Source organism: Candidatus Nanopelagicales bacterium (genome assembly GCA_037045355.1).
Taxonomy (GTDB): Bacteria; Actinomycetota; Actinomycetes; order S36-B12.
In genome coordinates, this window is record JBAOHO010000012.1 from 234,278 (window position 1) to 249,288 (window position 15,011).

The 15,011-nt window shown below is 66.3% G+C and carries 13 protein-coding genes and 1 pseudogene; 6 read left to right on the top strand and 8 right to left on the bottom strand.

Features of this window, described 5'->3' with window-relative positions:
* Positions 1–25 precede the first annotated feature (25 nt).
* The gene (locus V9E98_05890; protein MEI2716513.1) at positions 26–514 is read right to left on the bottom strand and encodes a hypothetical protein; all 489 of its coding nucleotides are present in this window, start codon (positions 512–514) and stop codon (positions 26–28) included.
* A 165-nt stretch (positions 515–679) separates the two neighbouring features.
* Positions 680–2,284, bottom strand: coding sequence for a SpoIIE family protein phosphatase (locus V9E98_05895; GenBank protein MEI2716514.1), 1,605 nt, complete (start codon positions 2,282–2,284; stop codon positions 680–682).
* 63 nt (positions 2,285–2,347) lie between these two features.
* On the opposite strand from V9E98_05895, the gene hisC reads away from it, so the two are divergent.
* Positions 2,348–3,424, top strand: a complete 1,077-nt coding sequence (hisC, locus tag V9E98_05900) for a histidinol-phosphate transaminase (protein ID MEI2716515.1) — start codon at positions 2,348–2,350, stop codon at positions 3,422–3,424.
* Here hisC and cydB read toward each other — a convergent pair.
* The 6 genes and pseudogenes from cydB to V9E98_05930 all read right to left on the bottom strand — a co-directional run bounded on the left by cydB (position 3,399) and on the right by V9E98_05930 (position 8,973).
* The gene (gene cydB, locus V9E98_05905; GenBank protein MEI2716516.1) at positions 3,399–4,499 is read right to left on the bottom strand and encodes a cytochrome d ubiquinol oxidase subunit II; all 1,101 of its coding nucleotides are present in this window, start codon (positions 4,497–4,499) and stop codon (positions 3,399–3,401) included. The genes hisC and cydB overlap by 26 nt on opposite strands.
* A 10-nt stretch (positions 4,500–4,509) precedes the next feature.
* Positions 4,510–5,079, bottom strand: coding sequence for a cytochrome ubiquinol oxidase subunit I (locus V9E98_05910; protein MEI2716517.1), 570 nt, complete (start codon positions 5,077–5,079; stop codon positions 4,510–4,512).
* A 4-nt stretch (positions 5,080–5,083) separates the two neighbouring features.
* Positions 5,084–5,941, bottom strand: a pseudogene (locus V9E98_05915) (cytochrome ubiquinol oxidase subunit I).
* A 174-nt stretch (positions 5,942–6,115) separates the two neighbouring features.
* Entirely contained in the window at positions 6,116–6,481 is a 366-nt protein-coding gene (locus V9E98_05920; GenBank protein ID MEI2716518.1) for a hypothetical protein, read from the bottom strand.
* Positions 6,482–7,682: 1,201 nt separating this feature from the next.
* The gene (locus V9E98_05925; protein ID MEI2716519.1) at positions 7,683–8,093 is read right to left on the bottom strand and encodes a DUF3151 domain-containing protein; all 411 of its coding nucleotides are present in this window, start codon (positions 8,091–8,093) and stop codon (positions 7,683–7,685) included.
* Positions 8,094–8,112: 19 nt separating this feature from the next.
* On the bottom strand, positions 8,113–8,973 hold the full coding sequence (locus V9E98_05930; GenBank protein MEI2716520.1) for an LCP family protein: 861 nt from the start codon (positions 8,971–8,973) through the stop codon (positions 8,113–8,115).
* A 703-nt stretch (positions 8,974–9,676) separates the two neighbouring features.
* Here V9E98_05930 and V9E98_05935 point away from each other — a divergent pair.
* From V9E98_05935 to V9E98_05955, 5 genes are all read left to right on the top strand, one after another.
* Entirely contained in the window at positions 9,677–11,308 is a 1,632-nt protein-coding gene (locus V9E98_05935) for a S8 family serine peptidase (protein ID MEI2716521.1), read from the top strand.
* 48 nt (positions 11,309–11,356) lie between these two features.
* Positions 11,357–11,932: a dCTP deaminase gene (dcd, locus tag V9E98_05940; GenBank protein ID MEI2716522.1), complete on the top strand. Its 576-nt coding sequence runs from the start codon at positions 11,357–11,359 to the stop codon at positions 11,930–11,932.
* Positions 11,933–12,431: 499 nt separating this feature from the next.
* The gene (locus V9E98_05945) at positions 12,432–13,061 is read left to right on the top strand and encodes a hypothetical protein (GenBank protein MEI2716523.1); all 630 of its coding nucleotides are present in this window, start codon (positions 12,432–12,434) and stop codon (positions 13,059–13,061) included.
* Between the two features lie 527 nt (positions 13,062–13,588).
* Positions 13,589–14,236 carry a hypothetical protein gene (locus V9E98_05950; protein MEI2716524.1) on the top strand — a complete coding sequence of 216 codons (648 nt, stop codon included), beginning with the start codon at positions 13,589–13,591 and terminating at the stop codon, positions 14,234–14,236.
* 271 nt (positions 14,237–14,507) lie between these two features.
* Positions 14,508–14,978 (top strand): DUF2752 domain-containing protein, encoded by a 471-nt coding sequence (locus tag V9E98_05955; GenBank protein ID MEI2716525.1) that lies wholly within the window; start codon positions 14,508–14,510, stop codon positions 14,976–14,978.
* Positions 14,979–15,011 lie beyond the last annotated feature (33 nt).

Consider the following 15,011-nt stretch of genomic DNA (forward strand, 5'->3'; position numbering starts at 1 on the left):
CGAGGAGTCCAGCGTAGAGGCACTGTCAGGCGGATTCCCCGCCGAGATCCCGCTCGTAGGCGTCGTACATGATCGAGGTCGTTCTCTCCTCGTGACGCCGCAAGCGGCGCAGAAGATCGCGAACGGCGGTGCGCACTCGCCCGGCACTCTCCGGATCACCGGCGGCGGAGCCGGTGAGCAGACGGACCTGCTGGATCTCGCCCTGCAGTCGCTCCTGCTCGCTGTCCAATCGACTGAGGTGGGATGTCAGGTGGGGGGCATCCACGGTCAGCTGATGGCGCAGCGCCTGCCAGACGGTGTGCCCTTCGAGCATGAGCCGGTCGGACAACTCGTCGAGTTCGGCGGCCAACTCGACCCACCATTGGGCCACGGCTCCGCTGTTGTCGAGGAGGCTGGTCAGCCTGCGGGAGACGTCCGCCACCGATTGTGAAGCCGCCGGTGAGCGTGGAGCGGCAGGCGAGCGTGACACCGGGAACGAGTGGGAAGAGGACAATGGCAGCGTTGTTGCGGTCATCGGAACCTCCTGGATCAGGGGTGGTGGAACTCCACCATGCAACCGTTATCGGCTCGTTACCACTGGTGCTGACTCCCAAGTTGGTCGCAATCGCGTCGCACCCGCGCGTATGCACCGGGACCATCCGGATCAGTCGTGCAACGGGCGGCTATCGGCTGACCCGGATCAGGTAACGGGTGTCGGGGTCGGTCGTGGCACGGGGATCGTCGGTCGGTCGGCGTCGTCGTCGTGGGTCAGCGACAAGACGACCAGCGTGACGTCGTCGCGGTCCCAGTCCACGGCCCTCGCCCTGGCTTGGGCCAGCGTGCGGTTGACGACCTCCTGAGTTCCCGCACCGTCGGTCCCCGCCTCCTGAAGCAGTTGCAGCAGTCCCTGCAGCTCCAACTGGTGCCCCTCGGCGTCGTGGGACTCGATCAGGCCGTCGCTGAAGGCGACCAGTGAGTCGGATCGGTCCATCCGGGTCGTCTCGACGAGCCAGGGGCCCCCGAGCCACGACAACAACGGGCCTGTCCGGCTCAGCTCCCGACTCGTGCCGTCGGCGGCCACGATGACGGGCGGGTGGTGTCCCCCGTTGGCCCACCGGATCCTGCCGGTCGCCGGATCGACGCACACCACTGCGACGGTGGCGAATCGGCCGACTTCGTCGGTGAACGCCCGCGCGGCCAGGCCGATCGCCTCATCAGGGCCAGATCCGGACGCGAGCATCAGTGCCATCACGTGCTTGATCCGCATGGCCGCCACGCCCGCCTCCGGGCCGTGGCCGGCGATGTCCGTGATGATCAGCGCGGCCTCTCCGGAGGGCATCGCCACGCAGTCCCACCAGTCGCCGGCCAGAACGCCCTCCGCAGCTCGCACCTCGCCGTGCACTCGAACACCGGGTACCGCCGGGTCGGTGGCCATCGACAACTCGCGCCGGATCGCGGCCACGAGCGGCGCCCGGTGCTCCAGCGCCTGCCGGGCCGAACGCGCCTCGTCGATCTCCGACACAAGTTGGCGACGCATCGACTCCGCGTCATGGCCCACTGCCGCCAACTCCGTGGGACCCGTCGGCTCGATCGGGGTGTGGTGCTCGCCGCGTCGGGCCACCCGGCGGATCTGGCGGCGCAGGTCGTTGATCGGCATGAGAACCCACCGGAACAACAGCCACCCGGCCAGGAACAGGGTGGCGATGAGTACGACCAGGGACAAGATGACCGCGTTCGTCAGCCGCTGGGACAGATCGCTGAGGGTCGCGAACCCCGCGACACGGTTGGCGTTGATCTCGTTGTCCAACCGGTCGGTGGACAAGACCAGCCGGTCGTACAGCACCAGCGCTCGAGGTCCGGTGATGGTCACCTGGGCCCGTCGTTTCTGGTCGGCGCGCATCTGTTGAATGCCGGGGCGAGCAATCTGTTCGATCCATTCCTGACGGTTGCGCTCGGCGGATCGCAGCAGCGGCGCGATGTCCGGCTCCTCGCCGACCAGCCCGTCGAGGGATTCCAGGGCCAGCGCCGAACGGCGTTCACCGTCCACGTAGGGCCGCAGGCTGCGTTCCCGGCCGGTCAACACGAACAGCGTCAGACCGCGCTCCATGTCCGAGGCGGCCAGATTCAAGGTGGCCACGTCGTCCGCGGCCGGATCGTAAACCTCGACAACACTGTTGGTCTCACGCAGGACCTGGGAGGCGCGGAAGCCGACTCCGATCGCGATGGCGAGCATGATCGCCAGTGATGCCGCCGCGATCAGGAACAGCAGAGCCCGCAAGGAGATCCGGTTCCGCAACGGCGCCACACCGAAGACGGTAGTCCGTCGGCGGGGTCCAGGCGGTCGGATCGTGGTCCGTACCCTGGTCCGGTGACCGACATCCCCCGCCTGCGCCCCGATCTGCACGGGGTGCCCGCTTACCGAGCGGGGGCGCGCGTGAGGCACGCGACACTGCCCAGCTACTCGTTGGCCTCGAATGAAGTCCCGTACGGCCCGTTGCCCGGCGTGGCCGAGGCGGTGCGTGAGCGACTTCCGCACCTATGCCGCTACCCGGACCCGGCCGCCTCCGAACTCAGCAACGCCTTGGCCGACAGACTCGGGGTGGGAGTCGATGAGTTGACGCTCGGAACGGGTTCTGTCGCGGTCTGCCAGCAGGTGGTGATGGCCGCCTGTTCCCCCGGTGACGAGGTGGTCTATGCGTGGCGATCCTTCGAGGCCTACCCCATCGTCACCAGGCTGGTGAGCGCTCAGTCCATCCAGGTCCCTCTACTCCCGGACGCCCGACATGATTTGGCCGCCATGGCGGCAGCTGTCAGCGACCGCACGCGGGTCGTTTTCGTCTGTACCCCCAACAACCCCACGGGGCCGGCCGTCACCCATGACGAACTGGTCGAGTTCCTCGATCGCATCCCACGGGACGTCTTGGTGGTCGTCGATGAGGCCTACTTCGAGTTCGGGCTCGCCGACGACGGGCACGAAGCTCTGGATGGGGTGGCGCTGTCGCGGGGCCGCCCGAACGTGATGGTGCTGCGGACCTTCTCGAAGGCGTACGGCCTGGCGGGCCTGCGCGTGGGCTACGGAGTCGCGTCGCCTGTCGTCGCAGCCGCGATGCGCAAGACCGCCATTCCCTTCGGGGTCTCGGCGCTCGCCCAGGTGGCTGCTATCGCGTCCTTGGACCAGCAGGACGAACTGCGCAAGCGCGTCACGCGGGTGCGTATCGAACGGGATCGGGTGGTGGACCGGGTCAGACAACTGGGCTACGACGTGCCGGATACCGGCGCCAATTTCTACTGGGTGCCGCTGGGGCACGCGACCGAGGCCTTCGCTCACGCCTGCCGAGACAGTGGTGTGACTGTGCGGGCTTTCGCAGACGAAGGCGTCCGGATCACGGTAGGCGAGCCGGACGCCAACGACATCGTCCTCAGGCTGTTGGCTGACTGGACGTGACGGCCCGTTGGGCGGCCTGGGCGGCCTCTTCGGGGGTGTCCAGCGAGCCGGCGTAGGGATCGACGATCGCGGACGGGTCGACCCGCTTGCGGAACACCCAATAAGTCCACGCCTGGTAGACGAGCACCACCGGGGTCAAGATGACCGCGACCCAGGTCATGATCGTGAGCGTGTACTCCGACGATGAGGCGTCGGCGATGGTCATCCCCGGCAGTGCCCGGTCGATGTTCGGCATGACGTAGGGGTAGAGCATCCCGAACAGCCCGGCCACCGCGGCGGCGAGGGTGACAGCGCTGAACGTGAAGGCCCAGCCTTCGCGCTTGAGCAGGTTCATCGCGATCCCCGCGACCCAGCACACGGCAGCGATGATCACCGGAATCCACGTCCACGTCTTGCCGGCGTAAGCCAACTGGGACCACAGCAGGAACACCACGGCGAGCACTGCGGCGACGATACCGATCTGACCGGCCAGCTTGTTGGCCCTCTCCCGCAGGGGGCTGCCGGTCTTCAACGCGACGAAGACGGCCCCATGGGTGAGGAACAGAGTCAGCGTGGTCAGTCCACCGATCAGTGCGTAGGGGTTCAGCAGGTCGAAGAACCCGCCTGTGTAGATCCAGCCCCCCTGGCCGTCCTGGCTCACAGCGACACCGCGCACCAGGTTGCCGAACGCGACACCCCACAGCAGGGCGGGCACGAACGACCCGACGACGATCATGATGTCGAACCGCTTGCGCCACGAGGGATCACTGCGCTTGCTGCGGTACTCGAAGGACACCCCTCGCAAGATCAGTGCCACGAGGATGAGCAGCAGCGGGAGGTAGAACCCGCTGAACAGCGTGGCGTACCACTCGGGGAATGCCGCGAACGTCGCTCCGCCCGCAGTCAGCAGCCAGACTTCGTTGCCGTCCCACACGGGACCGAGTGTGGTCAGCAGCGCCCGCTTCTCGCGTTCGTTCTTGCCCAGCACAGGCAGCAGCATGCCGACGCCGTAGTCGAAGCCTTCGAGCACGAAGTACCCGATCCACAGGACGGCGATGAGGCCGAACCAGACGATCTGAAGAGTTTCCAGTGACATCTCAAGCTCCTCAGTAGGTAACCGTGAGTTCGCGGTCGGGATCGTCACGGTCCGCGAACGGATCAGTGACGGTCTCGGGTGGGCCTTGCTTGATCGCCCTCAGCAGTAGGCCGACCTCGACCACAGCCAGTGCCCCGTACAGCAAGGTGAACACCGTCAGGCTGGTGATCACGCTGCCCGCACTGACACCCGGCGACACCCCCTCGGAGGTGGGCATGAGCCCGAACACGACCCACGGTTGGCGACCCATCTCGGTGAAGATCCATCCGAAACTGTTACCCAGCAGCGGCATGAGTGGGGCGATGATCGCCATGCGTAGCAGCCACTTCGATTGCGGAACGCGTCCCTTGCGGGCCGCCCACCAGCCGATGAGCGCAAACAGGGCGCCGAGCATTCCGAAGCCGATCATGAGGCGGAAACCCCAATAGGAGACCGGGATGTTCGGCGTGTAGGACTCGGGTGCCTGGCCGTACATCTCCTGCATCTGCGGCGTGAATTCCTGTTGGTACTGCGCCTCGAGATTGTTGATGCCCTCGACGGTTCCGCTGAAGGATCCGGTGGCCAGGAACGAGCAGCGCACCGGGAATGTCGACGCTGAAGATCGGTTGCGACCCGTCCAAAGTGCCGACGGTGAAGATGCTGAACGGAGCGGGAGTCGCGGTCTCGTACAGCGCCTCAGCGGCGGCCATCTTCATGGGCTGCTGCTGGACCATGATCTTCGCGTCCTGGTCACCGGACAGTCCGAGTGCGACGGCCGCGATGACGGCCACCAGAGCGCCGAGTTTCAGGGTGCTGCGCGCCATGTCCGCGGACTTGTCCCGCATCAAGAGCCACAACGAGACGCCAGCCATGAGTGCACCGGCAGTAAGGAACGCTGCCGACACCGTGTGCAGCCAGGCGATGATGGCGGTGTTCTGGAACAGGACCTCCGTAATGGACGTCATCTGCGCCCGGTTCTTCTCGGGGTTGAACTCGTAGCCGACCGGATGCTGCATGAAGGCGTTGGCGGCGAGGATCATGTAAGCGCTCAGCGCGGTCCCGATCGCGGCCAGCCAGATCGTCATCAGGTGGACCTTCTTCGGCAGCCGATCCCATCCGAAGATCCACAATCCAAGGAATGTCGACTCCAAGAAGAAGGTCAGCAACGCCTCGATCGCCAGTGGGGCACCGAAGATGTCTCCCACGAAACGGGAGTAGTTGCTCCAGTTCATTCCGAACTGGAACTCCTGGACGATTCCCGTTACCACGCCCATCGCGAAGTTGATCAGGAACAACTTGCCGAAGAACTTCGTGGCCTTCAGCCACTTCTCGTTGCCCGTGCGCACCCACGCGGTCTGCAGCCCGGCGACGAGGAAAGACAAGCCGATGGTGATGGGGACGAAGAGGAAGTGGTAAACGGTCGTGATTCCGAACTGCCACCTGGCGATGTCGAGTGGATCCACAGGAACTCCTTGAGTTGCCGATGCCTTCGATCATGCCAATCCGCGCATTTCGGCGCCCCTGACATCGAGCTGCTCCTGCGGGATCCGCGCGAAAGTCGGGACCAAGGTCCCGGTTTAGTTCTCATCCGACGGCATTTCTGCTGCGGATTCCGAAGCAGTGGAGCGTGGGTGCGCTCAGGTCCCGGATGCCCGCGACAGCAGGTTGGCGAGCAGGCTCTCGGCTGAGTTCGGGTCGATCTGACGGGGATCGAAACTGAAGTCGTGTTCGGTGCGCAGGTGATAGAACGCGCGCAACTCGGTCGATTCGATGACCTCGTCGATCCGGGCATGGCGCACGGCTTCCTGCTCGCTGACCCCGGCAGCCAGGTCGGCGAGAGCTGCGGCGTCGATGTCCAGGAATCCGACGGACAGGATCTCGCGGTCATCCGTCAGTGAGAGCGCGTTGAAGACGCGGGCCGGAACCCCGAATCCCTGGTCGGCCTCCCACGCAGCGATGAAGTCGTCGAATGATGCGCCTTCTTTCAAACGTCGCCTGAACACGGCTACCAGCATCGTTACCTCCTGGCGCTCCTCGGGTTCCCGCCGCTCGGGTGCGGGTCCTGTCGCTCCCAGGGTCCCTGAACCGCTGGGACCTGACTGCATCCTGACCGCCAGCCGCGACTGATTCCTGCCGAGCCGCCCTGTCTGAGGGCGGAGCAGTCCTTCCTGAGGGCCGAGCAGCCTCTGAATGACGGTCGAGGAGTCCCTGCCTTGGGGCGGAGGAGTCCGCCTCCGGCGTTCTCGCCAACCGCTGCTTTTCGCTCCTGGGCTGCCGCGTGTGGAGCATGATGCAGTCATGAAGATCATGACGCGGGTGATCCCTTGGCTGCTCCTCGTCGCCGGTGTCGCTGTCATCGTGTTCGCCGGTGTCTCCGGGGTGCGCTCTTTCGTCTCAGCGCTCCAGCCGGCCGCCGAATGGAACTCGCCGGGCACCCAGACGGTGACTCTCGACAAGGGGACGTGGGTCGTCTATCAGGCGGGTGCCATCTCCCCGCGCACCGGGCGTTCGCAAGAGTGGACGATCGACTGGCAGGACATCACGGTCACCGGACCGTCCGGTCCGGTCGCCACCAGTTGTGTCTACTGTTCCGGCTCGGAGACGCTCGGGGTGGGCGCAGTGACGTACCGAGGAGTCGTCCGTTTCGCGGCCGAGACTGCGGGTGACTACTCGATCACGACCGAGACCAGCGGCTCCCGCCTGGCCGTCGCCCAGTCGGCGTTCCGCACTGTGAGCGACACGTTCTCCGCGCTCATGTGGATGGGGGTGGGCGGCCTCTTGATCGCCGCGGGGATGGTGTGGCTCGTCGTCCTGTTGGTCCAGTACCTGTCGCGTCCCAAAGGCCCCCGCCCCGCGGACGGCCAAGCGGTACCGACCGGCGGCGCATATCCCGCACCCCCGCCGATGGACCCACGGTTCGCACCACCCACGCCGGTGGGACAACAGGCCTTAGGCGCAGGTACCCCAACCCGGATACCCGCCGCCCGCCGGGCAGCAGCCGACCATTCCATCCGAGCAATTCCCCAACCCCACCCGGCAATTCCCCAACCCCACCCGGCAATTCCCCAACCCCACCCGGGAGCACCGGACTACCGTCCGAGGGCGCCGTGCCCCCATCCGATCCCACGGCTTCATCGCCCACCCCTGGCCCCGGCAGTGCGCCCGATTCGCCTCCCCCCGGCAATCGAAGTTCCTGACGGCGAATCAGAGCAGTTCGTCGGCAGCCACGGGGGACGAGTCCCGCAGGAAGTCCGCGCACCTTTGCGCTTCGGCGGTTTCGCCGATAGCGGCAGCCGCGAGACTCAGTTCGGCGAGGCAGAGAAGGAATCCCCGATTCGGTTCGTGCTCCCACGGGATCGGCCCATGGCCCCGCCAGCCGTTGCGGCGCAAGGCGTCGAGACCGCGGTGGTAGCCGACCCGCGCGAAGGCGTACCACTCCAGCGACGCATCCGTTTCGCGAGCGGCCGCCGCCAGTGCCGCCCAAGCGGCACCCGATTCAGGATGAAGTCGCGCTGCGTCAGTGGCCGGTAGACCCTGAGCCAGCTCATCGGTCGCCGGGTCAGGGGGGAGCAAGGTCGGTTCTGGGCCACCGAGCAGGTCGGGATGATTCGTCATGCCGACATGATGCCGCGGGTCAGCCGCCGCCGATGGATTCGAAGAGCTTCAGTGCCCGGGGAGTGTCCCACTTGACGGCCTGTTGCCCGTTTACCCAATACGAATCCGACTCGATAGGCACAGCGGTCTGTTCGCCGAGCCCAGCGGAGATGAGCGCCATCGCGAAAGCCATTCGACCGTCCGCCACGACACCGGTGCCATCGTCCACGGTCAGTGAAGACGCAGCCGCCCGGTCGACAGAGAACATCTTGAAAGGATTGAGGAAGGTGAGCGGGTTGGCGGTCTTGGCGGCGACCGCCTTGACGTACTCTTGCTGGCGCTCCGCGCGCCCGATGTCCCCCTTGGGGTCGGCGTACCGCATCCGGACATAGGCCAGAGCCGTCGGGCCGTCCATGACCTGGCAGCCCTTCTTCACGTCCAGTCCGGAGTTCTCGTCGTCGTAGTTGGCTGCGGGGCACATGGTCACGCCGCCCAGGGAGTCGGCGATGTCAGCCACCCCGAGCATGCCGATCTCGACATAGTGGTCGATGTGGACTCCGGTGGTGTTCTCGACGGTCTGGATCAGCAGTTGGGGACCGCCGAGGGCGTAGGCGGAGTTGATCTTGCCCTCACCGTTGCCGGGTATCGGAACCCACGAGTCCCGCGGGATCGAGATGAGCGTGGGCGTGCCCAGGTTGGGGACGTGCAGCAGCATGATGGTGTCGGTGCGTTGACCGTCCGTGCTGCCGGTGTGAAGTTGCCGCTGTTGCTGCTTGGTGAGTTCCTCGCGGCCGTCGGACCCCACCAATAGGTAGTTGGATCCCGCGGTATCCGCGATCTGGTCTGCGGGCATCGCGTTGATCTTGTTGACGTTCAACGCGAAGAAACCGACCAGGGCCACCACGTATACGAGTAGCGCGACCAGAACGTAGAGCAGGATGCGCTTCGCTCGGCTGCGTCCGGATCGAGGCGGCCGCGCCGGACCACCGGGAGGGTCGAGCCGGACGGGTGGTAGGTGGCACCCGACCCGGGGGTGTGGGCGGAGGCAGCACGGCGGTTGCCCCGGGATCAGGTCGCGGAGTCGGCGCTGTCACTGCGTGTGGATCGGGAGTTGATCCGTGCTGCACGGACGCGCGGGAGGACGGCGGGGGTGGTGTGTGGGGCGGGGTTTGCGGCGGCGGTGGGTCGCGGAACAGATCCGAGAAGTCCGAGAGCGCGGTGTCGCTGACCGTGTCATGGCGGGCCACCTGGCCCGCGCCCGGCGCCTGAGGGGTCGCTTCCGGACGCATGAATTGCTCGTACTCGGGCGGAACCGCGTTGGGGCGATCCGGCTCATTCATGGGTCAAGTGTGCCCCGGACCCCCGTCCCAAACACCCGTCCGCTCGACCGTGACCCGCTTGATACCTGGTGCCTGGGGCAGACCGAGGACTCGGACAGGGGTGTCGTTGGAGCGTGCGGGCTCCTCAATCGCACCGGGGATGTTCGTTGGCGAGGGGATCGGCGGCCTAGTGGTGGTGTCAGTGAGATCACTGTCGGATCACGATTGCGCTGCATTCGAGTGACGGCGCTACGGAAGCCAGGGCCCCGCAGCCGATGCTCAAGCATGGGGTTGTGGTCGTCGGGCGGGGTCTGTGTGTCCGCGGCATTGTCGGCTGCCCTGATCTTGGTATCGGCTGTTGGTCCTGCCAGCGCCGAAACCGCCTCCCCGTTCGAACCAGCCGTCACACAATCGGCAGTTGCTGCTCCTCTCGCGTCGGGGGAAGTTCCCGCTGCGCCGAGCGAGGTCCTCGCCGTGCCGAGCGAGGTCCTGGCCGTGCCTGGGGAGGTTCCCGCCGTGCCGGGGGAGAGGGGGGGTGAACCGTCCCCGAGCGCCCTCGATGAGGTTGCCGCTGGCGTTGCAGGCGGAGAGAAGATGCGACTGGTCGTCGTTCGGGCAGGTGCAGACGGTCCGGAGGTGACGACGCAACGGGTGGCCGACACGAACGACGCCCGGGGCATCGTCGCGGAGTTGGACGCTGACGCGAATCTGCTGGCGGTCGGCGTCGATCAGCGCGTGCACACCGTCGGGACGACCGACCCGATGCGCGCCGACCAATGGGGTCTGACGGCGCTGGACGTCGAGACAGCGTGGCCGCTGGCGACCGGACGGGGCGTCACAGTCGCGGTTCTGGATTCCGGCGTGGACGCAAGCCACCCAGATCTCGCCGGGGCCCTGGTCCCCGGAACCAGCACTCGCGGCGGAGACCGATCAGCGCCCGACACCGACCCGAACGGCCATGGCACCCACGTGGCCGGGGTCATCGCCGCCCGAGCGAACAACGGGCTGGGGGTGGCAGGAGTCGCCCCCGAGGCATCGATCATGCCGGTGAAAGTATTGGGCAGCGATGGCAGCGGCTGGCTGAGCGACGTCACCGAAGGCATCGTCTGGGCCACCGATCACGGTGCCACTGTGATCAACCTCAGCCTGGGTGGCCCGGACGCAAGCGTCATGGCGCCGGCCGTGGAATATGCGCAGCGGCGTGGTGTCACAGTGGTTGCGGCAGCCGGCAACGACGCCAGCGCCGAGGCCTCGTACCCCGCGGCTCTGCCCGGCGTGGTGTCGGTGGCCGCCATCGGACAACGCCTGGATCCGGCGCCGTTCTCCAACCGTGGTGAGACCATCGACTTCGCCGCTCCGGGTTCCGGGGTCCTGTCCACTGTCCCCGGTGGCTACGAGTCGATGAGTGGCACGTCCATGGCCGCCCCCCACGTCTCCGGGGTCGTGGCGCTGGTCCGCTCCATCGCGCCTGGGGTGGATCCGGTCGCGATGCTGCAGGCAGGTGCTACTGATCTCGGTGCGCCGGGGCGTGACGACCGCTACGGCGACGGCGCGATCAACGCCGCCCGGTCGGTGGCGTCAGCGTGCCCCACATGCTCCGCCCCAGCTGATCCGGAGTCGGTGCCGCAGCGGGACGCCCCGGCGACCCCCGCCACGAAGAAGCAGTCGTTGAACAACAGCGTGAAACGCCTGCGCGTCGGCCGCACCGCCCTGCTTCCCAACCGGACTGATCAAGGACTGCCGATCCGGTCCTGGGACAACGTGACCCCCAGAACCTGTCGGTTGCTGCGGCGCGACGACGCGTTCAGAATCCGTGGACTCCATAGCGGGCGCTGCCGACTCAAGGTGACCGCCGCCGCCGGCTCCGGGTACAGCCCGTTCACGAGCGTGCTGTCGGTGCGGGTCACGGCCGCCTGATCACTGGTCGTATACGCTCCCAGAAACCCCGAGGGGCTGGGAGGCCGCATGCTGTTGTCGGATCGGGACATCCGCGCCGAGGTGGCCGATGGCCGAGTCGCGATCGACCCCTTCAGCGAGGACATGATCCAGCCCTCCAGTGTCGATGTCCGGCTCGACAAGTACTTCCGGGTGTTCGAGAACCACCGGTATCCCCACATCGATCCGGCAGAGGAACAGCCCGACCTGACCCGGCTCGTCGAAGCGGAAGCGGAAGAGCCCTTCATCCTGCATCCGGGCGAGTTTGTGCTCGCCTCGACGCTGGAAGTGGTCACCCTCCCCGACGATGTGGCAGGCCGGCTGGAGGGCAAGTCGAGTCTTGGCAGACTCGGCCTTCTGACCCATTCGACCGCAGGGTTCATCGACCCCGGTTTCAGTGGACACGTGACGCTCGAACTGTCGAATGTCGCCACCCTGCCGATCAAACTGTGGCCCGGAATGAAGATCGGGCAACTGTGCCTGTTCCGCTTGTCGTCTCCCGCTGATCACCCGTATGGCTCACAGAGGTACGGATCGCGGTATCAGGGTCAACGTGGCCCGACACCCAGCCGTTCCCATCTGAATTTCCATCGCACGCCGGTCTGATCTGACGGCCGACACGACCGTCGGGCGCCTGTGCCCGGCACTGTCGCGGTACTACGATCGTGGAATCCGCCGTCCCGGCCTGGGTCGTTGTGGATGCGTAAGGATTCGGCGCCCGGCTGGTCCCAGATGCGAAGGAAGCCCCATGAGCGACAGCGCCCCCCCTCCCGGCCCCCCGCCGCCCCCCGGCGGCGGCACACCTCCACCTCCCCCCGGCGGTGGGACCCCTCCTCCGCCTCCCGGCGGCGGGACACCTCCTCCGCCTCCCGGCGGTGGGACCCCTCCTCCGCCGCCCGGCGGCGGCACACCCCCACCTCCTCCGGGGGCCACTCCTCCTCCGCCCCCTTCGGGTTTCGGCGGCGGAGCCGCCCCCCCGCCCCCACCCGGTGGCGGTCAGCCCGGCGGGTTCCAAGCGGAAGCCAGTCGCTACTCCGTCAGTGACGCGTTCAACTACGGCTGGAAGAAGTTCCAGGAGAATCTCGGACCCTGGATCCTCGGACTGTTGATCCTGGGCTTGATCGTCATCGCGATCCAGTTCGTCTACCAGACGGTGATCGCTCGCCTGATCATCGGATCGACCGAGGCCACGATCGATCCGGTCACCGGTGAACTCGTGTTCACCAACAGCGGCTTCATCCCAGGGGGCTTCTTCGGCAGCCTCCTCGCCACGTTGGTGCTGATGATCCCCATCATCATTCTCGGCGTCATCGTCTCCGCGCAGTTCGTGCGTGGTGGCCTGGCGACGGCGACGGAGGGCAAGATCTCCCTCGGCAAGTTCTTCGAGATGCGCCTGATCGGCACCATCATCGTGGCGGGCCTGATCGTCGCCGTTCTCACGGCGGTGGGCGTTCTCGCCTGCTACATCGGGGCGATCATCGTCTCGTTCTTCGTCCAGTTCTACGCGTACTACGTGCTCGATCGGGACGAGTCGGCCTGGCAGGCGGTGAAGTCGAGTTTCTCGTTCGTCAACCAGAACCTCGCGAACATCATCGTGCTGTTCCTGGCGAGCATGCTGGCGGTTCTCATCGGCGCGCTGCTGTGTGGCATCGGGCTGCTGGTGGCGTACCCGGTTGTTCTCATCGCTCACGCCTACACCTTCCGCGTGCTGAACAACGAGCCCGTGGCGGCGTAGGCAGGTAACCGCGACGGGCTCGTGCTGCAAGCAGGCGCAACCGTCGCGGATAGTCGGCCAGTAGCGACAGCCCCCGGAGCGTGGTCTCCGGGGGCTGTTCGCTGTTCGACACTTCACATCACGGTGATGGGTCCACGGATTCCGCAGAGTTCACTGCTACGTTCGACAGGTCCGAGAACTCATCCTGTTGGAGCGATATGAGCGACAGCACCCCTCCCCCCGGCCCCCCACCTCCTCCCGGCGGCGGTACCCCACCTCCCCCGCCATCCGGTGGAACTCCGCCTCCTCCCCCCGGCGGTGGTATCCCACCAACTCCGCCCCCTCCTCCCGGCGGCACTCCTCCTCCCGGCGGGGCAGCACCGCCTCCACCGCCCTCAGGGTTCGGAGGTGGGGCCCCGCCGCCTCCGCCTGCCGGCGGCCATCCCGGCGGGTTCCAGCCTGAGACGAGCCGATACTCCGTCAGTGACGCGTTCAACTACGGCTGGACGAAGTTCCAGCAGAACCTGGGTCCGTGGATCCTCGCGTGCTTGATCGCACTGGTGGTGCCCGTCGTGCTCAGCATCGTGTACTTCGTATTGCTGATCCCGATCGTTTCGGCCAACACCGTTCCGATCGAGACCCAGTCCGGGACGATCACGTACACGACAAACACGGCAGGCGGCATCGGCCTGACGATCATCACGCTGCTGTTCGCTGTGGCCTTCGCACTACTGGGGTGGATCATCACGGCTCAGTTCGTTCGCGGTGCCCTGGCGAATGTGACGAACGGAAAGATCGAACTCGGCATCTTCTTCAAGTGGCAGTTCATCGGTGTGATCATCCTGGCGTCACTGATTCTCGCCGTGATCCAGCTGGTGCTGGGGATCATTGGGATCGTTCCCATCATCGGATGGATCGTTCAGTTCATCGGATCGATCATCGTGGCGTTCTTCGCGCAGTTCTACGCGTACTTCGTGTTGGATCGCCAGCAGCGCGCCTGGGAATCGATCAAGTCGAGCTTCGCCTTTGTGAACCAGAACTTGGCGAACATCATCATCTTGTTCCTCGCGAGCATGGTGGCGCTGTTCATCGGGGCGATCCTGTGTGGCATCGGACTGTTCGTGGCCATCCCGGTCACGATCATCGCCCACGCCTACACGTTCCGGGTACTGAACCGCGAGCCCGTAGCGGCCTGAGAGCGATCACCGAGGTGTGGCCCCCAGCGTTCGGCTGGGGGCCACACCTCTTTCCGGCGATCCTCCCGCGATTCTCCGGCGATCCTTCCGCGATTCTCCGGCGATCGGGCTCCGGCGATCGTTCGGTCGGGCGCTGACGACCGTTCGTGTCGGTTCCCCGAGGACGTTCGTGTCCGTTCCCCGAGGACGTTCGTGTCCGTTCCCCGAGGACGTTCGTGTCCGTTCCCCGAGGAGTAGTCCGTTGACTGCTGGTCCGGGTTACGGTGGACGCGTGCAGACCGAGCAGACCTTGAGCACCCGACGTGCCCTGCTGATGGGCGGTGGTGCCGTCGCAGCCGCGGGAGTGCTCCTCTGGGTGCCTGATCTGCTGGGCGTTTCGGTTCTTCCCGCCTGTCCTTTCCGCCTGATGACGGGGTGGGACTGTCCCTTCTGCGGCGGGACGCGAGCGACTCGGGCTCTGGTGACCGGTGATCTGTCGACTGCAGCCGACTTCAACGTCCTGGTCCCGGTCATGGCGCTGGCCGGCGTCGTTGTCGCCGCTTGGTGGCTGCTGGCTCAGCGAGCAGGCCCGAGTGTCGCCGGGTCCAGCCCGCAAGACGGACGCAGGGCCTCGGTGTCCTTCGAACCCGTCAGGTCAGTGCTCGGCGCCAGGGTTTTCTGGTTCGTCGTGTTGGCTGTTTTTCTGGTCTTCTGGGTGTTGCGCAACCTGCCGGCGTTCTCGTACTTGAACTCAACTGGTTGAGGTCCTGAGCGGTCGCAGTTTCCCCGCTGGCCA

Coding starts and splice junctions, on each gene's coding strand:
- V9E98_05935 (MEI2716521.1), top strand. CDS start 9,677: ATGGGGTTGTGGTCGTCGGGCGGGGTCTGTGTGTCCGCGGCATTGTCG.
- V9E98_05890 (MEI2716513.1), bottom strand. CDS start 514: ATGACCGCAACAACGCTGCCATTGTCCTCTTCCCACTCGTTCCCGGTG.
- V9E98_05925 (MEI2716519.1), bottom strand. CDS start 8,093: ATGACGAATCATCCCGACCTGCTCGGTGGCCCAGAACCGACCTTGCTC.
- dcd (MEI2716522.1), top strand. CDS start 11,357: ATGCTGTTGTCGGATCGGGACATCCGCGCCGAGGTGGCCGATGGCCGA.
- cydB (MEI2716516.1), bottom strand. CDS start 4,499: ATGTCACTGGAAACTCTTCAGATCGTCTGGTTCGGCCTCATCGCCGTC.